Source organism: Xanthomonas sp. 3498 (assembly GCF_014199795.1).
Lineage (GTDB): Bacteria > Pseudomonadota > Gammaproteobacteria > Xanthomonadales > Xanthomonadaceae > Xanthomonas_A > Xanthomonas_A rydalmerensis.
Genome location: NZ_JACHOH010000001.1, coordinates 1 through 21,208 on the forward strand (window position 1 = coordinate 1; position 21,208 = coordinate 21,208).

The following is a 21,208-nucleotide window of genomic DNA, read 5'->3' on the forward strand; positions in this document are numbered from 1 at the left end:
CGATCTACGATGCAAGCTCTAAGCTTCAGGAGCGACTGGACTTCCCACACCTCCTCCGATGATCAGTCGGAAGACATGACGCCTGTTTAAGGGCGACAGGTCCAGATACAAGGAGCGGCTTCAGCCGCGACGAGGCGTTATCGGTAACGCCTCGTCGCGGCTGAAGCCGCTCCTACGAGGACAACGCCACGTCCCGGTGAGCCGCGGCAAGCGTGATGTTGGAGAGACTCCCTTCAGCCACCGACGCCGAGCTTGCGCAGCGCCTCGCCCCAGATCGCGTAGCCCGCTTCGCTGGGATGGGTGCCGTCAGGCATCAGCGCCGCCGGCAGCGTGCCGTCCGGCTGCAGGAAGCGCGCGCCGATGTCGAGCCAGCGCACCTGCGGGTCGTGACCGAAGCGCGCGGCCAGCAGGCGGTTGGTCTCCAGGATCGGCGCACGCTGCGGCGCATCGGCGGCGAAGCCGCGCGGGAAGATCGCCATCAGCACGATCCGGCTGCGCGGCAGGCGCCGCCGGATGTCGGCGACCACCGCCGCCACGCCGTCGGCGGTCTCCTGCGGCGTATTGGTGCGCGCACGTCCGGTGCCGGCGAGATTGTTGGTGCCGAGGTTGATCACCACCCAGCGCGGCGCCAGACCGTCGACCTCACCCTGGCGCAGCCGCCACAGCACGTTCTGGGTGCGGTCCCAGCCGAAGCCCAGATTCAGCACCCGCGCATCGCCGAAGGTGCGCTGCCAGGCCTGCGGCCCGCTCACCCGGATCGCCTGCGGCGCGCCAGCCCAGAAATGGGTGATCGAATCGCCGAGCATCACCACCTGCGGCCGCAGCTGTCGCGCCGCGTCCAGCGCGGCACGGTGGCGGCCGTACCAGTCGTAGGAATCCTGCTCCAGCCAGGGCACCGGGATGCGTGCGGTATCGACGTCGGTCATCGCGTCCAGCGGCACCCGCGGCGCTTCGTCGAGCAGCCGTGCCAGGGTCGGCTCGATGGCTTCGGCCATGCGCCGCTGCCCGCGCGTGTCCGGATGCAGCGCGCCGCTGCCGGGACGCTGCCGCGGATCGTAGAACAGGCCCTTGTCCAGCGTGCTGTCGGCGCGCTGGAACACCGTGCCGATGTCCAGATAGGCCACGCGCGGATGGTCGCCGTAGCGCACCGCCAGCGCGCGGTTGACCTCGGCATCGCGCGCGCTCTTCTGCGCCGACAGCGCGCTGGGCAGCAGGCCCAGCAACAGGATACGCGTGCGTGGCAGGCGCTGCTCCAGCGTGGCCACCAACGCATCGATGCCGCGCACCGTGTCCGCGGCGCTGTGCCCGTCGCGGCCGGTGTTGTTGGTGCCGATCAGCAGAACCGCGACCTTGGGCCGCAGGCCGTCGACTTCGCCGTGCTGCAGGCGCCACAGCACGTGTTCGGTGGCGTCGCCACTGAAGCCGAGGTTGAGTGCGCCACGGCTGCCGTAGAAGGTCTGCCAGGTCGACTGGAAGTCCTGGTCCGGCGCCTGCGCCTTCTCGTAGTTCTGGGTGATCGAATCGCCGATCAGCAGCAGCGGCGCATCCGGATGCGCGCGCACCTGCGCCAGCACTTGCTGGTGGCGCTCGGCCCACCAGGCTTCCCGCAGGCGATCGGCCGGGGTCACCGGAACCGACGAGGGCACGGGCGGCAGCGCGGCCTGGACGCTGCCCGGATGCACAGCGAGACAGAGCAGCGAGAGGACGGCCGCACGCGGGAGCGATGCGGCGAAGCGGGCGCCGAGGGCGCGGAGAAAGCGCTGCATGTGCGGGGCTGCCGAAGCCTGCGAAGAGCCGCATTCTGGTGTGCGGGCCGCAGCAGCGGCAAGTGCCCCGCGCCGGAGCGCGACGCCGGGCACGCATGCCGTGCCGGCAGCGTTGGCACGGCATGCCGGGCGCTACGCCCGCGTGCAATGGGACGCACGCGACGCGATCGCATCACCGGCGCGGACTGTCTGCAGCCCGCGCCGGCCGAACCCCGGACTCAGTGGCCGCCGGCCGCCGCCGCGCCACCACCGCCGCCGAACGGCGGCTTGGCCAGCCACAGGAAGAAGATGATCCCGAGGAAGGTCCAGCCCAGCAGGTAGAAGATGTCGTTGAAGCCCATCTGCGAGGCCTGGTGGTTGATGGTGTTGTTGAGAAAGGCCGCGCCGCTCTGCAGGCTGCCGTTGCCCATCATCTGCACCTGTTCCTGCATGCCCGGCGTGTAGGTGGAGATGTGCTCGGTCAGGTGCGCATGGTGCAGCTGCGTGCGCTTGGCCCACAGGTAGGTGGTCAGCGAGGCGGCGAAGCTGCCGCCCAACGTACGCAGGAACGTGGCCAGGCCGGAACCGGCGGCGATCTCGCGCCCGTCCAGGTCCGACAGCAGGATCTGCAGCACCGGCATGAAGAACAGCGCCACGCCCACGCCCATCAGCAACTGCACCCCGGCCACGTGCGGGAAATCCACCTGCAGGTTGAAGTCCGAGCGCATGAAGCTGGTGGCGGCCATGAAGATGAAGGCGATACTGGCCAGCATCCGCAGGTCGAAGCGCGAGGCGTACTTGCCGACGAACGGGGTCATGATCACCGGCAGGATGCCGATCGGCGCGGTGGCCAGGCCGGCCCAGATCGCGGTATAGCCCATGTCGCGCTGCAGCCACTGCGGGATCAGCAGCGACACGCTGAAGAACGCGGCGTAGGCCACGATCAGCGCCATGGTGCCGGCGCGGAAGTTGCGGTGGCGGAACAGGCGCAGGTCGACGATCGGATCCTTGTCGGTCAGTTCCCAGATCAGGAACACCGCCAGCGCCACCGCCGAGATCGCGGCCAGCACGATGATCTTGGTCGAATTGAACCAGTCTTCGTCGTTACCCAGGTCCAGCACCACCTGCAGGCAGCCGACGCCGATGATCAGGGTGATCAGGCCGACGTAGTCCATGCGCGGGCGTTCGGTCGGCTCGGGGCGATCGCGCAACTGCGAGCCGACCACGGTCGCGGCGATGATGCCCAGCGGCACGTTGATCAGGAAGATCCATTCCCAGCTGTAGTTGTCGGTGATCCAGCCGCCGAGGATCGGCCCGGCGATGGGCGCGACCACGGTGATCATCGCCAGCAGGGCCAGCGCCTGGCCGCGTTTCTCGCGCGGGTAGATCGACACCAGCAGGCTCTGGGTGATCGGGTACATCGGTCCGCAGACGAAGCCCTGCAGCGCGCGCGACACCACCAGCATGCCCATGCTCTGGGCCAGGCCGCACAGCAGCGAGGCCGCGGTGAAGGCCAGCGTGGCCCACACGAACAGCTTGGTCTCGCCGAAGCGGCGGCTGAGGAAGCCGGTCAGCGGCAGCGCGATGGCGTTGCTGACCGCGAACGAGGTGATGACCCAGGTCGCCTGCTGCGAACTGGCGCCGAGGTTGCCGGCGATGGTGGGCAGCGAGACGTTGGCGATGGTGGTGTCGAGCACCTGCATGAACGAGGCCATCGCCAGGCCCACCGTGCACAACGCCACACTGGGCGGACGAAACGCGGCGGCCGGTGCGCCCGGAACCCCGGGCGCGGCGGGAGCGGCTGCTTGGTTGGACATGGCCGGGCTCAGTTCGCCTTGGCGGCGTCGGGCAGGTTGGCGTGGATGATCTGCTTCACGGCCGCATCGGCCTGCTGCAGTTGCTGGGCATAGACGTCGGTATCCAGCAGCACGCCGCTGGCCGGCTTGCTCGGCAGCACCGAGCCGTTCTGGTCATGCAGGTTGACGTTGACCTTCATCGACAGGCCGATGCGCAGCGGGTGCTGCTCCAACTGCTTGGCGTCGATGGCGATGCGCACCGGCACGCGCTGCACGATCTTGATCCAGTTGCCGCTGGCGTTCTGCGCCGGCAGCAGCGAGAACGCGCTGCCGGTGCCGATGCCCAGGCTCTGCACGGTGCCGCGGTAGCTCACCGCGCCGCCGTACAGATCCGACTCCAGCTCCACCGGCTGGCCCAGGCGCATGTGCTTGAGCTGGGTTTCCTTGAAGTTGGCGTCCACCCACACCTGGTTCAGCGGCACCACCGCCATCAGCGCGGTGCCGGGCTGCACGCGCTGGCCGACCTGCACCGAGCGCCGCGCCACATAGCCGGACACCGGCGCGACGATGGCGCTGCGGGCGTTGTTGAGGAAGGCCTGGCGCACCTGCGCGGCGGCACCCTGCACGTCGGGCTGGTCGGCCACGCCGTTTTCGTCGATCAGCGCGCGGTTGCGCGCCAGGCTCTCGCGCGACCCGCTGACCGCGGCCTCGGCAGCGGCCAACTGATCGCGGGCATGCGCCAGCTCTTCGGCGGAGATCGCACCGGTGGCGACCAGGCTGGCGCGGCGAGCCACGTCGGCGCGGGCGCGCTGCAGGGTCACCTGCTGCGCGGACAGTTCGGCCTGGGCGCCCTCGACCGAGCGGTACAGACCGCGCACCTGGCGCACGGTGCGCGCCAGATTGGCCTCGGCCTGCTGCAGCGCGACCTCGGTGTCGGCCGGGTCGAGCTTGACCAGCGGCTGGCCGCGCTCCACGCGCATGCCGTCGTCGGCGTCGATGCGCACCACGGTGCCGGCCACCATCGGGGTGATCTGCACCAGGTTGCCCTGCACGTAGGCGTCGTCGGTGTCCTCGTGCCAGCGGCCGACCAGGAAGTACCAGATCGCCAGCGCGATCAGCACCAGCACCACTACCACGGCCAGGCCGCGCAGCAGCTTGCCGCGCCGGCTGGTGGCGGGAGCGGGGGAAGCGGGGGTCGTTGTCTGATTCATTGCAGCGATCTCAGGAATGCGAAGGTGCGGAAGAAGAAGAGCTCGGCGCGTCGGCGGCGGAGGTGGCGTCGTAGCCGCCGCCCAGCGCCTGATTCAGGCGCACCGAGACCAGGATCTGATTGGATTGCAGCGAGGCCAGGCGCTGCTGCGCGTCCAGCAACTGCTGCTGCGCGCTGAGCACGTCCAGGTAGTTGCCGATGCCGGCGCGATAGCGCTGCTGCGACAGGTCGAAGGCGGCCTGCGCGGTCTCCAGCGCCTGCGTCTGCTGCTGCACCTGTTCGGCCAGCGAACGCGCTGCGTTGACCTGATCGGCCACCTCGCGCAACGCCGCCACCAACGTCTGGTTGTAGTTGGCCACCGCCAGGTCGTACTGCGCATCGCGCTCGGCCAACTGGCTGCGCAGCCGCCCGCTGTCGAACAGCGGCAGGCTCACGCCCGGGCTGAGCAGGCCCAGCACCGAAGAACTCTTGAACAGGTCGCCCGGATTGGTGGCGGCAACGCCGCCCAGCAGGGTCAGATTGATGCTGGGATAGAACTGCGCCTTGGCTGCATGGATGCCCTGCGAGGCGGCTTCCACCCGCCAGCGCGCGGCGACCACGTCGGGCCGGCGGCCGAGCAGGTCGCTGGGCAGCACCGAGGGCACCCGCGCGGCCTGCGGATCGAGCAGGCGCGGCCGCTCGATCTGCAGCCCGCGGTCCGGGCCGCGGCCGAGCAAGGCGGCCAGCGCGGTGCGCGCTTCGTCGATCTGCTGCTGCGCCGCCGCCTGCTGCTGCCGCGCCGCCGGCACCCGCGCTTCGGCCTGGCGCAGTTGCAGGTTGTTGTCGATGCCGGCATCGCGGCGCTGCCGCACCAGCTTCAGGCTGTTCTCCGAGCGCGCCAGTTCGGCGCCGGCCAGGTCGTACAGATGCCAGGCATACCCCAGCTGTGCGTAGGCGCGGGCGACGCCGGCCGACAGGTCCAGGCGCGCGGCCTGCGCGTCGACCTCGGCCGCATGCGCCTGGTCCACCGCCACTTCCCAGGCCGCGCGCTTGCCGCCCCACAGGTCGAAGCCATAGCTGAAATCCAGCAGCGCCTGTTCGTTATGGAGGTACTTGCCGCCGATCTCGTCGCCGGCCAGGCCCTTGGGCAGTTGCAGGCCGGTGTAGCCGGCCGACAGCGACAGCTTGGCACCGCGGTCGGCATCGGCGGCGCCGGCCTGCGCCTGCGCCAGGCGCAGCCGCGCATCGGCCGCGTCCAGGTTGGGCGTGCCCTGCAGGGCCTCGGCGATCAGGGCGTCGAGCTGCGGGTCGCCCAGCGCCTTCCACCAGTCCTGCTGCGGCCACGGCGCCGGCGCCAGGGCGTCGGCGGCCAGGGTCTTGCCGATGTGCAGTTGGCGATCGGCATCGAGCCGGCGCCCCTGCGGTTCCAGGCCGCGGCTGCTGGCGCAGGCGGCTAGTGCCAGGGTGAGAGCCGCGACCGCGAACGGGCGCAGGCGGGAGAGAGAAGGAGACAGAGTCATGTGGGCGGGTTCAGGGCGAATTGAGGGAATCGCGGACGCGGGCCAACAACGAAAACAGGTGCTCGCGCTCTTCGGCGGACAGATCGCGCAAAGCGTCGGCGATGGCGTCGTCGCCGCGGCGCTTGAGCTGCTGCCACAACGCCTGGCCTTCGTCGGTGAGTACCAGGCGCAGCGCGCGGCGGTCCTGCGCGTGCGCCTCGCGGCGTACCCAGCCCAGGTCTTCCAGCTTGTCCAGCAGGCGCGTCACCGCGCTGGGATTCTGGTCGATGGCCTGGGCCAGTTCGTTGGCGGTGCACGGCGCCATGTGGGCCAGGGCTTTCATGCCGATGTAGTGGCTGAAGCCCAGGTCCGGCTCCAGCCCGGCCATGGCCTGGTCGAGACGACGCATCAGGCCGTCACGCACCTGGCGCAGCAGCAGGCCGAACGACGGCGGGCCAGGCAGGGAGGGAGCGCAGTTCATGGGCGCCTATTATTTTCATTTAGAAATATATGTCAAGAAAATATCCCTAAGGAAAGTAGATGCTGCGTTGCAACAGGAGAACGCTGGCGGCGAACGCACTGTAGCGGCGCACGGCCATGGCTCGGTATTACAATCCGGACAATGGATATCGAAATCGAGCCATCCCACTCCACCCCCACCCCCGTTACTGCCGGCTCCGAAAGCGCCCTGGACCCGCGCGCCATGCAGTGGTTCGAACGCGCCGATGGCCCGCCCGCGCTGGCGTTCATGGCGCATTCGCCGGTGTCGCTGCGGCGCGAGGTGGACTGGCATCGTCACGTGCGCGGGCAGCTGATCTACGTGGAAGACGGCGTGCTGGGCACCCGCACCGCGCACGGCCAGTGGTCGTTGCCGCCGGGCTGCGCCGGCTGGATGCCGCCGCAGGAACTGCACACCGTGCAGGTGTCCGGGCGGGTGCGCAGCTACCTGGTGCTGATCCGCCCCGACGTCTGCGCCGACCTGCCGCCGCGGACCTGCGTGATCGGCATGAACGGCCTGTTCCGGGAGCTGCTGCGGCGGATGACCCAGTGGGGCGTGCCGCTGGAACTGGAAGCCGAGCAGCAGCGCCTGTGCGCGGTGCTGCTGGACGAGGTCCGCAATGCCCCGGTCGAGCACCTGCACCTGCCGATGCCGCGCGACCGGCGCCTGCTGCGCATCGCCACCCAGTTGCTGGAAACCCCCGCCGACGACCGCTCGCTGGCGCAATGGGCGCACTGGGCCGGGCTGTCGCCGCGCAGCCTGAGCCGGCACTTCCGCGACGAGACCGGCTTCGGCTTCGCCGGCTGGCGCCAGCAGGCGCGGCTGGCCGAGGCGCTGCGCCGGCTCAGCGACGGCGCCAGCGTCGCCGACACCGCCTTCCGCCTGGGCTACAGCAGCCCCAGCGCCTTCGTCACCGCCTTCCGCGGCCGTTTCGGCCATCCTCCGGCCCGTTACCTGGCCAGCGCCGGCGGCACGCGCGGCTTGGCATCGCCGGCCGCATCCGGATAATCGACCGGCTGACCTGCGGCGCCTGGCGCCGCGTCCCCCTATAGGTACTTCCTGCGCATGACCGATCTCGCCCGCCCCGCCTTCCATGGCTTCGAACAGCTGCCGCTGCGCGAATACGCCGAACGCGCCTACCTCGACTACTCCATGTACGTGGTGCTGGACCGCGCCCTGCCCTTCCTCGGCGACGGGCTCAAGCCGGTGCAGCGGCGCATCATCTATGCGATGAGCGAGCTGGGCCTGAACGCGACGGCCAAGCCGAAGAAGTCCGCGCGCACCGTCGGCGACGTGATCGGCAAGTACCACCCGCACGGCGACAGCGCCTGCTACGAAGCGCTGGTGCTGATGGCGCAGCCGTTCTCCTACCGTTACCCGCTGATCGAAGGCCAGGGCAACTTCGGCTCCACCGACGACCCGAAGTCGTTCGCGGCGATGCGCTACACCGAATCCAAGCTGACCCCGATCGCCGAAGTGCTGCTGGGCGAACTGGGCCAGGGCACGGTGGACTGGTCGCCGAACTTCGACGGCACCATGGACGAGCCGACCTGGATGCCGGCGCGGCTGCCGCACCTGCTGCTCAACGGCACCACCGGCATCGCCGTGGGTATGGCCACCGACGTGCCGCCGCACAACCTCAACGAGATCGTCAGCGCGCTGATCCGCCTGCTCGACGACCCCGACGCCAGCGTCGCCGACCTGTGCGAACACGTGCGCGGCCCGGACTACCCGACCACCGCCGAGATCATCACCCCGGCCGCCGACCTGCGCACCCTCTACGAGACCGGCCATGGCAGCGTGCGCGCCCGCGCCACCTACCAGAAGGAAAACGCCAACATCGTGGTCACGGCGCTGCCCTACCAGGTGTCGCCGTCCAAGGTGATCGAGCAGATCGCCCAGCAGATGCGCGCCAAGAAGCTGCCGTGGCTGGAAGACATCCGCGACGAGTCCGACCACGCCAACCCGGTGCGGGTGGTGCTGGTGCCGCGCTCCAACCGGGTCGATGCCGACCAGTTGATGGGCCACCTGTTCGCCACCACCGACCTGGAGCGCAGCTACCGGGTCAACCTCAACGTGATCGGCCTGGACGGCCGTCCGCAGGTCAAGAACCTCAAGACCCTGCTGGAGGAATGGCTGCGCTTCCGCAGCGACACGGTGGTGCGCCGCCTCAACCATCGGCTGGAGAAGGTCGAGCGCCGCCTGCACCTGTTGGAAGGCCTGCTGGTCGCGTTCCTCAACCTGGACGAAGTGATCCGCATCATCCGCAGCGAGGACGAGCCCAAGCCGGCGCTGATCGCGCGCTTCGCGCTCAGCGAGGAACAGGCCGACTACATCCTGGAGACGCGCCTGCGCCAGCTGGCGCGGCTGGAAGAGATGAAGATCCGCGGCGAGCAGGACGCGCTGGCCAAGGAACGCGAGCAGTTGCAGGCGGTGCTGGCCAGCAAGACCAAGCTGAAGAAGCTGATCAAGGACGAACTGATGGCCGACGCCAAGAAGTTCGGCGATGCGCGGCGTTCGCCGCTGGTGCAGCGCGGCGCGGCCCAGGCCATCGACGAGACCGAGCTGGTGCCGAGCGAGCCGATGACGGTGGTGATGTCGGAGAAGGGCTGGATCCGCGCGGCCAAGGGCCACGACGTGGACCCGGCGGCGCTGTCCTACCGCGACGGCGACGGTCTGCTGGCCGCGGTGCGCGGACGCAGCACGCAACAGGTCGCATTCCTGGATTCGGAAGGCCGCGCCTATTCGACCCTGGTGCATACCCTGCCCTCGGCGCGTGGCAATGGCGAACCGCTGACCGGACGCTTCTCGCCCGCGGCCGGCGCGTCGTTCCAGGCGCTGGCGAGCGGCGAGAGCGATTCCCGCCTGGTGCTGGCGTCCTCGCACGGCTACGGCTTCGTCACCCGCTTCGAGAACCTGACCAGCCGCAACAAGGCCGGCAAGGCCATGCTCAACCTGACCCCGAACGCCAAGGTGCTGCCGCCGGCACCGGTGAGCGGCGCCGGCACCGACCGCATCGTCGCGGTCACCAGCGCCGGCCACCTGCTGGCCTTTCCGGTCGCCGACCTGCCCGAGCTGGACAAGGGCAAGGGCAACAAGATCATCGACATCCCCAAGGCCAAGCTCAGCACCGAACGGGTGGTGGCGATCGCCGCGGTGGCGCCGGGCAACACGCTGCTGGTGAAGAGCGGCCAGCGCACCATGTCGCTGTCGTTCAAGGACCTGGACGCCTACCTCGGCGCCCGCGCCAGCCGCGGCGGGCTGCTGCCGCGCGGCTGGCAGAAGGTCGACGATCTGGCGGTGGAGTAAGCGCGGCTTCGCTGGACGAACGTCCAGAGCCGGCATGGCAATCATCTCAACGAAGGACCGCAACGATGAACGAGAACGTGATCAATGCCGACAATGACGCTTCCTTGATGGCCAGGGTGGAGCGGCTGGAGCAACAACTCCAGGCCAAGGATCAACGCCTGCGCCGTGCCGTGACCGTCAACCGGGTGCTGCTGTTCGGCGTCGCCGCCCTGGTAGTCGCCAGTGCCGGTGCCATCACCAGCGTCGGCGAACAACTGAGCCAGTACATGGATTTCTCCAGCACGCCGGTGTCCACGCCGGCGCTGGACACCTCGGTGCGCTGGGGCCGGCGCGATGCGTCCAATGTCGGCCCGGGCTACACCAACGAGATCCTGTCGCTGATCTCCGAGTCCGACCAACAGAACTCCTATAGTTGGCCGCTCTACATCCAGCTCAATGCGACCACCCATCCCAGCGCGACCCAGGACAGTTCGCAGAGCGTGGGCGCCACGGTCCGCGCGTTCCAGCGCAGCACCGGTTCGCCGTGGCTGGCGGGTTTCCACAGCGAACTGTTCCACGGCTACGACGGGATCGCGGGACAAAACGTCGCAACGCACGGCACCAGCATCCTGTTCAACGGCGAACTGACCTCCTACACCAACGGCGGTTCCACGATCGGCCTCAATCTGTTGAACACGCCTGGCTCGAGCGTTGCCGGCACGCATGCGATCCAGATCCAGCCAGGCACGCACGGCTGGCAGAACGGCATTCACTTCGACAGCGGCGCGCTAGGCAATGTCGGCATCAACTTCGACCAGTCCACCTACAACATGGGCATCGACCTTGGCGACAACAGTCTGAGAATGAATGCCAATCAGCGCATCATCCTCGAGAAGTACGGCAGCGTGTATCTGCGCTACAACAGTGCGAACGAAAAGGTGGAACTGGTCAAGAAGGGCAGCGTCGTCGCTTCCTGGTGAGGCATTGAGCGGGTCGACACTGTCCGCGTCGGCCAGCAGGTCCGTTTTTATCGTAGGAGCAACTTCAGCCGCGATGGCTCAGCGTGTCGCGGCTGAAGCCGCGTTTCACTGATTCACACCGATGTAAGCGCCGCGTCCGTCCGCGTCGCCTGGGCTGCACCATACGCGGTCGCCAGTGCGCGAATGCGCACGGCCACATCGGCATCGACCGGCGTGTAGACGATCATGCCCAGGTCCGGCCGGCCCTCCACGGCGAAGGCCGAGTACTCCAGCGCGATCTCGCCGAGCAGCGGATGCCTGAGACGCTTTTCGCCATCGCCCTCGCCGTGGCTCAGCACCTCGTGGTCGTGCCACAAGGCCGCGAACTCGGCGCTGAGCGCGCACAGTTCGGTCACCAGGGCTGCCGCGTCCGACGCGACGCCAGCACGCACCACGTCGGCACGAAACGCACCCACCACGAAGCGTGCCACCCTGCCCCAATCGTGCTGCTTGGCACGGGTGGCGGGATGACAGAACAGGAAGCGCAGGATGTTGCGCTCGCCGACCGGTAGTTGGCCGTAGTCGGTTAGCACCACGGCCGCCGCGCGATTCCAGGCCACCACGTCCCAGGTCGGCGTCTTGACGATGGCCGGACTCGTTTCCAGCGCATCGAGCACGCGCTGCAGCCGCGGGGCGACGCCCGTCACCGCGCGGTAGCGCACCTCAGGCTGGCGCCCCAGCGCGACCATGAACAGGTGGTCGCGTTCGGCCTCGGTCAGCAGCAGCGCGCCGGCGATGCGCTCCAGCACCTGCGCCGACGGCGCGCCCCCGCGCCCCTGTTCGAGCCAGGTGTACCAGGTCGGGCTGATGTTGGCGCGCTGCGCGACTTCCTCGCGGCGCAGGCCCGGCGTGCGCCGACGACCGGAGAAGCCGAAGCTCGCGGGGTCGAGCCGGGTCCGCCGGCTGCGCAGGAAGTCGCCCAGGGAATTGGCTGGATCGGAATGCATGGAAAGCCTGTTAATCGTTTTACTACGATGATGTCCCTACTTTAACGGGATAAGCGAATACCGGAGAGTCGCTCGCACTGACCCAATGGAGTTCACGATGCGTATCTTTCTGACAGGCGCGACTGGTTTCATCGGCTCGGCCCTGGTTCCCGAACTGCTCCAGGCCGGCCATCGCGTGCTCGGCATGACCCGATCGGAGGCCGGCGCGCAGGCGCTGCGCGCGGCCGGCGCCGAGGTCCACCACGGCACGCTCGAGGATCCGGACAGCCTGGAGCGTGGTGCCGCCCAGGTCGATGCCGTGATCCATGCGGCGTTCGACCATGATTTCAGCAACTTCGCCGCCAACTGCGAGAAGGACAAACGCGCGATCGCGGCGCTCGGCGCGGCGCTGAAGGGCTCCGATCGCCCGCTGTTGATCACCTCGGGAACGGGCGTGGGCAGCGGCGAACACGGTGCGCCGGCCAGCGAGGACGTGTTCAACGCCACGCACCCGAATCCGCGCATCGCCTCCGAGCAGGCCGGCAACGCCTTGCTCGAGGCCGGCGTCAATGTCTCGGTGATGCGGCTGCCGCAGGTCCATACCCCGTACCGGCAAGGGCTGATCACGCCGCTGGTGGCGATCGCGCGCGACAAGGGCGTGGTCGCCTATGTCGGCGACGGCAGCAACCGCTGGCCAGCCGGCCATCTGTCCGACGCGGTGCAGCTGTATCGTCTTGCGATCGAGAAGGCGCAGCCCGGCGCGCGCTATCACGCGGTCGGCGAGGAAGGCGTGCGCATGCGCGAGATCGCCGAGGCGCTCGGGCGCGGCCTGAAGCTGCCGGTGGTGTCGATCGCGCCGGGCGAGGCGGCCGCGCATTTCGGCTGGATGGCGATGTTCGTGCAACTCGACATGCCGGCCTCGAGCGCGCTGACGCAGGCCAGGCTCGGCTGGACGCCGACCGGCCCCACGCTGATCGCGGATCTCGACGAAGGCACGTTCGCCGCCGCGCCCTGATCGCGGCCGCAGCGGCATGCGTACCAAGTTGCAGGCGCCGCGCCTTGTGCGCTGACGCCTCGCCTGCTGGCGGCCGTGTGGCGACGCGTGGTTCGCGACGTCGGCTGCCGCGCCTTGCGGTTCGGTTCCCTGGCCGCGTGCGCCAAGCAGGAGCCCACATCAGGAACCGCAGCCGAGGCTCACCCAGCCGATGCTCCATCGCGCAGCTGCTCGATATGGCTGGCGATCATCGCCGCCACGGTGTCGGCCACCGCGCGGGCGCTCAGGCGGGTGTCGAACAACAGTTCCACGGTGGCGTAGATCAGGTCGACCACGATGCGGCTGACCAGTCGCAACTGGCGCGGATCGGCGTCGGGAAAGGCCTCGCTGAGGAAGCGCACCTGGCCCTTGGTCACCTGCGCATGCGAATCCAGGCGCACCTGCTGCAACGCCGGCACCGCGCGCAGGGCGCGCAGCACCCACACTCCGCCCTCGGTCGCCTTGGTGACGCGGTAGGTATCCAGCACCAATCCGGCCAGCGCACGCTGCAGGTCCTCGCGCGTGCCGCTCATCGCCGACAGGGTGATCCACTTGGGGATGAGCTGGTTCTGCCGCTCCATCAGCCGCCGGCCCAGTTCCGACAGCAGCGCGTACTTGTTGGGGAAATAGCGGTACAACGCCGGCGGCGTCAGCCCGGCACGCGCGCACACCAGGTTGGTGGACAGCCGCTCCACGCCAACGTCGCCGAGCAGTTGCGCGGTGACCGAAAGGATCTGTTCGTAGGTCTCGGTGGCGCGATGCTGGGCCGGCACCTTGTTCCCGGTCAGGCGCGGGCGGTGCGGTGCGGGAGGACGCGGCGTGTCGGCGGGCATGGGATCTCGATGGTGGTGAAGCGGCAGGCGCCGCGGTGGCGGCACTACGCCAGCCTCACGGCACGCATCGCCGCGGCAAGGGGTGCGCGGACTGCGCCGCGAGGTCGCTGCACGCGCCGACATCGCATCTTACCGCGCCCGCACCTGGCACACCGGTAACGCCGCTCAGCGCCGCGCCAGCCAAGCGCTGAGGCCGGCCGCCAGCCGCTGCTGCAACGCGCTGTACGGAGGAAAGAATGCCTTGACGATGGGCAGGCGGCCGCCCTGCAGCAGTGCGCGCTCGTGCGAGAAGGTGCGGAAACCGTGCACGCCGTGCGCGCTGCCGAACCCCGAAGCGCCAACGCCGCCAAACGGCAAACCGCTGTGCACGAACTGCTGCAGGCAATGGTTCACGACCGCGCTGCCGGAACTGGTACGCGACAGCACCCGGGCGATGCCGGCGCGGTCGCGGCTCCACAGATACAGCGCCAGCGGCTTGGGCGCGGCGTCGAGGCGGTCGAGCACGTCGTCGAGACGTTCGAACTCGATCACCGGCAACACCGGACCGAAGATCTCTTCCTGCGCGATCCGTGCCTGCGCTGGCACCTGCGCCAGCAGCGTCGGCGCCACGTAGCGCCGCCCCGCGTCGTGCTCGCCACCGGCCAGCAGCTGCGCGCCGCCGGCGCGCGCCTCGTCGATCAGCGCGGCCACGCGCGCCGCATGCGCCGGGTGGATCATGCGCGCCAGGTGCGGACTGGCGGCGACCGCCTGCGCATCGGCGCCGTAGCGCTGCGCCAGCAGGGCGCGACAGTGGTCGAGCAGACGCGCGCTGACGTCGCGATGCACGAACAAGGTATCCGGCGCGATGCAGGTCTGCCCGGCGTTGACCAGCTTGGCCCAGACGATCACCTCGGCGGCACGGCGCAGGTCGGCGCTGCGGTCGACGATCACCGGCGACTTGCCGCCCAGCTCCAGCGTCACCGGCGTCAACTGCCGCGCTGCCGCGGCCATCACCTGCCGGCCGACCGATGCCGAGCCGGTGAAGAACACATGGTCGAACGGACACGCCAGCAAGGCCTGCGCGGTCGCCGCGCCGCCCTGCACCAGGGCCACCTCCTCCGGCGCGAACGCTTCCTCCAGCACCGCCTGCAGCACCGCATTGACCTGCGGGGTGAACTCGGAGGGCTTGATCAACGCCGTGTTGCCGGCGGCCAGCGCCGACACCAGCGGCCCCAGCACGGTGGCCACCGGGTAGTTCCAGGGCCCGATGATCAGGCAGCGGCCCTTGGGCTGGAACGCGATGCGCGCACGCGTGCCCAGGGCCAGCAGGGTCGGCGCGACCTTGCGCGGACGCATCCAGCGCGGCAAGTGCGCGATGGCGGTGGCGATCTCGTCGACCACCGGCAATACCTCGGTCAGTTCCACTTCCAACGCGGGCTTGGCGAAATCGGCGGCGAAGGCCGCGATCAGCGCCTGCCGCCGCGCCAGCAGCGCATCGCGCAGCGCACGCAGATGTGCGCGCCGTGCGTTCGCCGAAGAGTCGCGCCAGGCCAGCGCGGTGGCCTGCTGCGCGGCGAACAGCGCCACGATCGTCTCCGGCGCGGTGTCCTGCACGGGCTCAGGCGACATCGCCACGCTCCTGCTTGTCGGACATCGGCCATCGCCCTGTGCGTGGCAGCACCCTGCCCTGCACCACGCGCGGCCTGCCGGCGCGCGTCGCGATGGCGACCAGCGCGCTCACAGGGCCACCATCACCGCGCATGCGATCCAGCCTCCACGACCGCCAGGCGATGTTGGCGCCGGCCGATCCACAGCGCCAGCAGCGCCGCGGCCAGCGCAAATCCCAGGCCGACCAGCGGCACCGGCGCCGGATCGTCGGCGTGCAGCAGCAGCGAGGCCAGCAACGGCCCGCAGGCCGATCCGATCAACTGCGCGGCCGGCACCAGCACCGCCACCCGCCCCTGCGCATCGGCGCGCAGCGCCAGTCCGACATGGAACGGCATCAGGAACATCCAGGCGAAGCCGAACGCCACGCACACCGCGGCAAAGCCCAGCGCCGCATTGCCGGGAACCCGGTACATCGCCGCGGCGACCAGGCACAGCGCCACGCTGCCCAGGGTCAGGGTCGCCGTCACCGACAACCGGCGCACCCAGTAGATCGCCGCCAGCCCGCCGACGATCTGCATGCCCAGCACCCACGAGGTCTGCAGCTGCGCCGCGTGCGCATCCAGCCCCGCGCGCAGCGCCAGCGGCTCCAGATAGGCCCACAGCGCGCCGATCGCCGACATCTGCAGGAAGGCGACCAACAACGGCGCCAGCGTCGCCGGCGACCAGCGCAGCCTGGCGGTGGCGGTCGCCGCGCAGTGGGCAGCGGCTGCGGGGGCCAGGCGCGCCGGCGCCGGCAGCGCCGCCGCCAGCGGCAGCACCAGCAGGCAGGTCGCGGCCATCGCGACGAAACCGCCCTTCCAGCCGGCCGCCGGCAACACCCACAGCGCCAGCGCCGACGCCAGCGCGATCTGCGCCAGCGCCTGCAGCACCATGAACACCGCGGTGATCCGGTCCGGCGTGGCCGCGCGCACGATGCTCACCGTGGCCACCCAGACCAGCAGACCCTCGGCCAGGCCGGCAATGGCGCGCAGCGCGACGAAGGCCGCATCGCCCTGCGCCTGCACTGTGGCCAGGTTCAGCAGCGCCGCCAGCAGCGCCGCCACGATCGCCGTGTTGCGCTGCCAGGACACCGGCAGTAACGCATCGCCCAGCGCCACCCCGATGCCCAGCGCGATGATCTCGCCCATCGCCACCACGCCCACCCCGGGCAGGGTGATCAGGTGCTGCTCGACCAGCGCGCCGAGCACGATCGGCTGCACACCGAGGATCAGCAGGGCGATGGCGCCGATCGACAAGGCCGCAGCGAGCGGACGCGCCGCCTGCGCGGCGGCGGGCGGAATGGACGATGGCGAGGGCATGGCAGTCATCGCGCTGATTCCTCAATACCCGATGGTTTCGGCCGGCAGTTCGCCTGCGGCAAAGGCCGCGGCGGCACGCGTCTGGTCCTTGCGCAAGCGCCCGTTGGCGATGCGCCGCACCCACCATGGCAGTTCCCGCACCTGCCCGCCGGTGGCCGCGGCAAGCACATAGGCCTTGGCGCACTTTTCGAACAGTTCCACGTTCAGCCCCAGCCGTTGCGCACTGGTCCCCAGGCACAGCGGGCGCCCGCCCAGCAGCAGGGCGTTGCCGATCTGCGGCGGCGCACCGGCCAAGGCGTCCGCGGCCGCCAGCGGCGCCGGCATCGGCCCGATGTGCCGGGCCTGCTCGTCGAACACCTGCGGCAGCACGCCGCCGACGTCGGCCAGGCGGTTGCCGAACGCGCCGGCCGACCAGGCGCTGGCGCCGACGTCGGGACGCCGCAGGTAGACCTGCGCGTGCACCTGCGCCGACGCCGGCAGCGCCGGGTCGCGCCAGTCCAGCCATTGCGGCCGCTCCGCGTCGAGCGTGCCGCAGCACATCGCCGTGGTGCCTGGGCAGCGCAGCGAAAGCGCTGCCGCATCGTCGCCGAGCAGGCGCTTGGCCACGAGCCGCTCGCGTGTGTGCAGCCACAGCGCTTCGATTTGCGGGACGGTGGGCATGCGCTACACCAGCTTGAACACGTCGTCGAAGCGATTCAGCGCCTCGTCGATCACCGCGTCGGTATCGGCGCGACTGGTGTAGATGCGGCTGCCGGCCAGGGTGATCAGCCCGTGTGCCGAGTACGCCGCGCCCATCTCCTCCATCATGTGCTTGCGCTCCTTGGCCTCGTTGCGCACGCGCCACAGCTTGTACAGGTTGCCGGTGTCCAGCAGCAGCACGCCGGAGGTCTGCAGGTGCACGATCGAGCCCATGTTGTAGACCACGTACGGCAGGCCGAGACGGCGGATGATCGCCTCCAAGCCCTGCCGCAGGCGATCGCCGGCCCGGCCGGCCTGGCCGGCGGCGTCGCTGCGCTGCGCCTCCAGCAAGGCGTGGTAGCCGGCCACGCAGGACAGCGGATTGGCCGACAGCGTGCCGCCGACGAAGGCGCGTCGCGCGGTGGTGCCGATGCCACCGACCAGGCTCATCATCACCTCGCGGCGGCCGCCGATCGCCCCGGCCATCGGATAGCCACCGGCCAGGCATTTGCCGAGCACGGTGATGTCCGGCAGGACCCCGAAGTAGCCCTGCGCACCGCCCGGGCCGAGCCGGAAGCCGGTGACCACTTCGTCGAAGATCAGCAGCGCGCCGAACTCGTCGCACAGCTTGCGCACCTGCCGGTTGTAGTCGTGGTGCACCGGCCGCGTGCCGCTCTCCGGCCCCAGCGGCTCCAGCAGCACCGCCGCGGTGCCGCCGCGCAGGCGATTGAACTGCAGCTTGCGGCGCAATGCCTCCAGATCGTTGGGATGGCATTCCTGGGTGTAGGCGGTGGCGCCGCGCGGGATGCCGATCGCCTCCATGCGCCCGGTGCCCGGCAGGCGCATGCCGTACACCAGCTGATCGCTCCAGCCGTGGTAGGCGCCGCCGATCTTGATGATCCATTTCTTGCGGGTGTGGGTGCGGGCCAGGCGCACCGCGCCCATCACCGCCTCGGTGCCGGAGCCGAGCAGGCGCAGCATCTCCACGGCCGGCATGCTGGCGCAGACCAGTTCGGCCAGCTTGACCTCGTACTCGTGCAGCAGGCCGGTCACCGGGCCGCACTGGTCCAGCACCGCCTGCACGTGCTCGCGCAGTTCCGGCGGATTGGAGCCGAGCAGGGTCGGGCCACCGGCCTGCAGGAAGTCGATGTAGCGGTTGCCGTCCACGTCGGTCAGGTACGCGCCCTCGGCGCTGTGCATCGCCAGCGGGAACGGATGGTTGAACGCCAGGTTGTGCTGCACGCCGCCGGGGATCACCTGCTTGGCCGCCTCGCCCAGGCGCCTGGAGCCCTGGCAGCGCTCGTCGAAATAGCGCATCACCTTGGCCATGCCGACGGCGCCGATCGGGCGCATCGGCTGGTTCACCAGTGCATGGAAACGCGCGTACAGCTGGTCCACATCGGGCCATTGCGAAATGGCGGGAGTCTGGCTCATGGTCGGTGCCGGGTTCGGGGGAACGGAAACGGAAAGGGCGTGCATGGATTCAGGCCTCCAGTGCGGTGAGGACGGCGCGCAACGGCGCAGCCATTCCGGCGTCGTGCAGCGCGCGGCGTTCGATGCGGCGTGCCAGGTGATCGCGCGCCACCTGCTCCAGCGCATCGACCGCCGCCACCGCCTGTTCCAGGCTGCGGCCGCAGCACAGCACGCCGTGGTTGCGCATCAGATAAGCGTTGCGCGACGGGCGCAGTTGCCGCGCCAGCAGCCAGGCCAGCAGCCCGGTGCCGGACGGGAAGTAGCCGACCATCGGCACGCGCGCGCCGATTACCGCCTGCAACGCGGTGTCCTCCACCGGCAGCGCCGCGCCGAGCAGCGCGCAGGCGCTGGCCACCGGCTGATGGGTGTGGATGCTGCAGGCCACGTCGGGCCGGCGGCGCAGCACCTGCGCATGCAGCCCGGTCTCCACCGACGGCGTGGCGGCACCGTCCAGTTGCCGCAGGTCGGCCAGGCGCACCACGCAGATGTCCTCGGCGCGCATCGCCAGGTAGTCGGTGGCCGACGGCGTCACCGCGAAGCGCTCGGCGTCCAGGCGCAGCGCGACGTTGCCGCCGGTGCCGGCCAGGTAGCCGCGCCGCGACAGCTCCACGCACAGCGCGACCACGCGCGCGCGTTGTTCATGGGCAAACATGCTGAGGAACCTCCGGCACGCACTCGGGAGCGGGATTCATGCGCCGGTAGATCGGCGCCAGGGTGCGCTGCAATTCGCGGAACGTCGCATAGCGGTCGTCGTACAGCGCGCGGTTGCGCGGCGACGGCTCGTATACCCGGCGCGCGCGTTGCAGCGCCGGCAGGTCGGCGAAGCGCAGCCGGCCCAGGCCCACGCCGGCGATGAAGGTGGCACCGATCGCATTGGCCTGGATCGGGTTGTGCAGTTGCCGGATCGGCTGGCCGCCGACGTCGGCGATGATCTGGCACCACAGGTCCGACTGCGCACCGCCGCCGACCGCGGCGATCACGCCGGGATCGCGGCCGAGCAGGCGCGCGAACGGCTCCATCATCCAGCGCGTGTTCAACGCCACCCCTTCCATGAAGGCGCGGATGATGTCCTCGCGGGTATGCATCAGCGACAGGTTGACCAGCCCGGCGCGCAGGCTGTGGTCCTCCACCGGGGTGCGCTCGCCGAACAGCCACGGCATGTACACCAGGCCGTTGGCCCCGGGCGGCACGCGCGCGGCGATGACGTTGAGCACTTCGTACACGTCCGGACGATCCTCGTCGCGAAGCAACTCATCGGGATGGAACAGGATGCGGTCGCGCAGGAACGACAGGTTGGCGCCGGCGGTGGACTGCAGCGCCGTGGCCAGGTAGCGCCCGCTCACCGCGCACGGCACCGCGGCGATGTTGCTGAACACATCGGTCTTCATCCGCGGCACGTGCGCGCCCAGCCACGACGAGGTGCCCAGATACAGATGCGCGGCATAGTCGTCGACAGCCGCGGCCACCGCCACCGCCGAGTTGTCGATGGCGCCGGCGATCACCCGGGTCTGCGGCGACAGCCCCAACTGCGCGGCCACCTGCGGCAGCAGCGGCCCCAGCACCTCGGTGGAGGCCACCAGGTCCGGCAGCTTGTCGCGCTCGATGCCCAGCAGCCGCAGCAAGCCATCGTCGTAGCGGATGCGCATCGGGTCGCGGTTGTCGGTGACCCAGGTGGTGAGCACCGAATCGGCGGTGGCGCAGAAGCGCCCGGTCAGGCGCAGGTTGAGATAGTCCAGCGCGTTGAGGAACTTGTGCGTGCGCTGGTAGCGCTGCGGTTCGTGGTCGCGCAGGTAGGCGATGTGGCCGGCGCAATCCTTGCCGCTGCCGGCCGGCGCGCCGCCGCTCAGGCGCAGCCAGCGCAACAGTTTCACCGGCGCATAGCCGCGCACGTTGAGCCAACGCCCGCGCAGGCGCCGCGCGATCGCCGCCTGCCCGCGCATGTCCAGCCACAGCATGGCGTTGCCCAGCGCCTGGCCGTCGTGGTCCACGCACACGGTGCACTCGCCCTGGGTCGAGCAGCACACCGCGGTCACCCGCCGGCGCAGCGCCTCGCCCCCTTGCAGCACCGCCGCGGCGGTGACCAGCAGCGCGTTCCACCAGTCGCGCGGATCCTGCTCGGCACAGACCCCGTGCACGTGCAGCGGCACCGGTTCGAACGCCCAGGCGATCACCTGGCCGTCCAGCGTGACCAGCGCGCACTTGCAGCCGGAGGTTCCCAGATCCACCGCCAGCACCAGCGGCTGGTCGCCGCCACGGTCGGCATCGAGCAGTTCGCTGCGCATGGG

17 protein-coding genes are annotated in these 21,208 nt (G+C 70.0%); 4 read left to right on the forward strand and 13 right to left on the reverse strand.

Features of this window, described 5'->3' with window-relative positions:
- Window positions 1-233: 233 nt before the first annotated feature.
- The 5 genes from GGR66_RS00005 to GGR66_RS00025 form a co-directional block, all read right to left on the reverse strand.
- The gene (locus GGR66_RS00005) at window positions 234-1,766 is read right to left on the reverse strand and encodes a GDSL-type esterase/lipase family protein (RefSeq protein ID WP_184446768.1); all 1,533 of its coding nucleotides are present in this window, start codon (window positions 1,764-1,766) and stop codon (window positions 234-236) included.
- Between the two features lie 218 nt (window positions 1,767-1,984).
- Window positions 1,985-3,562, reverse strand: coding sequence for a DHA2 family efflux MFS transporter permease subunit (locus GGR66_RS00010; RefSeq protein WP_160965710.1), 1,578 nt, complete (start codon window positions 3,560-3,562; stop codon window positions 1,985-1,987).
- 8 nt (window positions 3,563-3,570) lie between these two features.
- Window positions 3,571-4,752 (reverse strand): efflux RND transporter periplasmic adaptor subunit, encoded by a 1,182-nt coding sequence (locus GGR66_RS00015; RefSeq protein ID WP_160965708.1) that lies wholly within the window; start codon window positions 4,750-4,752, stop codon window positions 3,571-3,573.
- Window positions 4,753-4,762: 10 nt separating this feature from the next.
- Window positions 4,763-6,250: an efflux transporter outer membrane subunit gene (locus GGR66_RS00020; protein ID WP_184446770.1), complete on the reverse strand. Its 1,488-nt coding sequence runs from the start codon at window positions 6,248-6,250 to the stop codon at window positions 4,763-4,765.
- Between the two features lie 10 nt (window positions 6,251-6,260).
- A complete protein-coding gene (locus GGR66_RS00025) occupies window positions 6,261-6,710 on the reverse strand; it encodes a MarR family transcriptional regulator (protein ID WP_160965704.1) in 450 nt (149 codons plus the stop codon).
- 222 nt (window positions 6,711-6,932) lie between these two features.
- On the opposite strand from GGR66_RS00025, the gene GGR66_RS00030 reads away from it, so the two are divergent.
- The 3 genes from GGR66_RS00030 (at window position 6,933) to GGR66_RS00040 (ending at window position 10,996) form a co-directional block, all read left to right on the forward strand.
- Complete coding sequence (locus GGR66_RS00030) at window positions 6,933-7,736, forward strand: helix-turn-helix transcriptional regulator (RefSeq protein WP_184447413.1); 804 nt, start codon at window positions 6,933-6,935, stop codon at window positions 7,734-7,736.
- A 57-nt stretch (window positions 7,737-7,793) separates the two neighbouring features.
- On the forward strand, window positions 7,794-10,037 hold the full coding sequence (gene parC / locus GGR66_RS00035; protein ID WP_184446772.1) for a DNA topoisomerase IV subunit A: 2,244 nt from the start codon (window positions 7,794-7,796) through the stop codon (window positions 10,035-10,037).
- 65 nt (window positions 10,038-10,102) lie between these two features.
- Window positions 10,103-10,996 (forward strand): hypothetical protein, encoded by an 894-nt coding sequence (locus GGR66_RS00040; protein ID WP_184446774.1) that lies wholly within the window; start codon window positions 10,103-10,105, stop codon window positions 10,994-10,996.
- Between the two features lie 113 nt (window positions 10,997-11,109).
- Here GGR66_RS00040 and GGR66_RS00045 read toward each other — a convergent pair whose 3' ends face one another.
- The gene (locus GGR66_RS00045; RefSeq protein WP_184446775.1) at window positions 11,110-11,982 is read right to left on the reverse strand and encodes a helix-turn-helix transcriptional regulator; all 873 of its coding nucleotides are present in this window, start codon (window positions 11,980-11,982) and stop codon (window positions 11,110-11,112) included.
- Between the two features lie 97 nt (window positions 11,983-12,079).
- Here GGR66_RS00045 and GGR66_RS00050 point away from each other — a divergent pair, with 97 nt between their 5' ends.
- Complete coding sequence (locus GGR66_RS00050) at window positions 12,080-12,976, forward strand: SDR family oxidoreductase (RefSeq protein ID WP_184446776.1); 897 nt, start codon at window positions 12,080-12,082, stop codon at window positions 12,974-12,976.
- Window positions 12,977-13,155: 179 nt separating this feature from the next.
- On the opposite strand, the gene GGR66_RS00055 is transcribed toward GGR66_RS00050, so the two are convergent.
- From GGR66_RS00055 to GGR66_RS00085, 7 genes are all read right to left on the reverse strand, one after another.
- Window positions 13,156-13,827 carry a TetR/AcrR family transcriptional regulator gene (locus GGR66_RS00055; protein WP_184446777.1) on the reverse strand — a complete coding sequence of 224 codons (672 nt, stop codon included), beginning with the start codon at window positions 13,825-13,827 and terminating at the stop codon, window positions 13,156-13,158.
- A gap of 165 nt (window positions 13,828-13,992) precedes the next feature.
- Window positions 13,993-15,435: an aldehyde dehydrogenase family protein gene (locus GGR66_RS00060; protein WP_184446778.1), complete on the reverse strand. Its 1,443-nt coding sequence runs from the start codon at window positions 15,433-15,435 to the stop codon at window positions 13,993-13,995.
- Between the two features lie 122 nt (window positions 15,436-15,557).
- Complete coding sequence (locus tag GGR66_RS00065; RefSeq protein WP_184447414.1) at window positions 15,558-16,709, reverse strand: MFS transporter; 1,152 nt, start codon at window positions 16,707-16,709, stop codon at window positions 15,558-15,560.
- A gap of 84 nt (window positions 16,710-16,793) precedes the next feature.
- Window positions 16,794-17,432, reverse strand: a complete 639-nt coding sequence (locus tag GGR66_RS00070; RefSeq protein WP_184446779.1) for a hypothetical protein — start codon at window positions 17,430-17,432, stop codon at window positions 16,794-16,796.
- Between the two features lie 3 nt (window positions 17,433-17,435).
- Window positions 17,436-18,884 carry an aminotransferase class III-fold pyridoxal phosphate-dependent enzyme gene (locus tag GGR66_RS00075; protein ID WP_184446780.1) on the reverse strand — a complete coding sequence of 483 codons (1,449 nt, stop codon included), beginning with the start codon at window positions 18,882-18,884 and terminating at the stop codon, window positions 17,436-17,438.
- 49 nt (window positions 18,885-18,933) lie between these two features.
- On the reverse strand, window positions 18,934-19,575 hold the full coding sequence (locus tag GGR66_RS00080) for a class II aldolase/adducin family protein (RefSeq protein ID WP_184446781.1): 642 nt from the start codon (window positions 19,573-19,575) through the stop codon (window positions 18,934-18,936).
- Window positions 19,562-21,205, reverse strand: coding sequence for an FGGY-family carbohydrate kinase (locus GGR66_RS00085; RefSeq protein ID WP_160965690.1), 1,644 nt, complete (start codon window positions 21,203-21,205; stop codon window positions 19,562-19,564). The genes GGR66_RS00080 and GGR66_RS00085 overlap by 14 nt, the downstream gene beginning before the upstream one ends.
- Window positions 21,206-21,208: the final 3 nt, after the last annotated feature.

Coding starts and splice junctions, on each gene's coding strand:
- GGR66_RS00020 (WP_184446770.1), bottom strand. CDS start 6,250: ATGACTCTGTCTCCTTCTCTCTCCCGCCTGCGCCCGTTCGCGGTCGCG.
- GGR66_RS00015 (WP_160965708.1), bottom strand. CDS start 4,752: ATGAATCAGACAACGACCCCCGCTTCCCCCGCTCCCGCCACCAGCCGG.
- GGR66_RS00040 (WP_184446774.1), top strand. CDS start 10,103: ATGAACGAGAACGTGATCAATGCCGACAATGACGCTTCCTTGATGGCC.
- GGR66_RS00080 (WP_184446781.1), bottom strand. CDS start 19,575: ATGTTTGCCCATGAACAACGCGCGCGCGTGGTCGCGCTGTGCGTGGAG.
- GGR66_RS00075 (WP_184446780.1), bottom strand. CDS start 18,884: ATGAGCCAGACTCCCGCCATTTCGCAATGGCCCGATGTGGACCAGCTG.
- GGR66_RS00060 (WP_184446778.1), bottom strand. CDS start 15,435: ATGTCGCCTGAGCCCGTGCAGGACACCGCGCCGGAGACGATCGTGGCG.
- GGR66_RS00030 (WP_184447413.1), top strand. CDS start 6,933: ATGCAGTGGTTCGAACGCGCCGATGGCCCGCCCGCGCTGGCGTTCATG.
- GGR66_RS00055 (WP_184446777.1), bottom strand. CDS start 13,827: ATGCCCGCCGACACGCCGCGTCCTCCCGCACCGCACCGCCCGCGCCTG.
- GGR66_RS00070 (WP_184446779.1), bottom strand. CDS start 17,432: ATGCCCACCGTCCCGCAAATCGAAGCGCTGTGGCTGCACACACGCGAG.
- GGR66_RS00025 (WP_160965704.1), bottom strand. CDS start 6,710: ATGAACTGCGCTCCCTCCCTGCCTGGCCCGCCGTCGTTCGGCCTGCTG.
- parC (WP_184446772.1), top strand. CDS start 7,794: ATGACCGATCTCGCCCGCCCCGCCTTCCATGGCTTCGAACAGCTGCCG.
- GGR66_RS00050 (WP_184446776.1), top strand. CDS start 12,080: ATGCGTATCTTTCTGACAGGCGCGACTGGTTTCATCGGCTCGGCCCTG.
- GGR66_RS00010 (WP_160965710.1), bottom strand. CDS start 3,562: ATGTCCAACCAAGCAGCCGCTCCCGCCGCGCCCGGGGTTCCGGGCGCA.
- GGR66_RS00005 (WP_184446768.1), bottom strand. CDS start 1,766: ATGCAGCGCTTTCTCCGCGCCCTCGGCGCCCGCTTCGCCGCATCGCTC.
- GGR66_RS00085 (WP_160965690.1), bottom strand. CDS start 21,205: ATGCGCAGCGAACTGCTCGATGCCGACCGTGGCGGCGACCAGCCGCTG.
- GGR66_RS00045 (WP_184446775.1), bottom strand. CDS start 11,982: ATGCATTCCGATCCAGCCAATTCCCTGGGCGACTTCCTGCGCAGCCGG.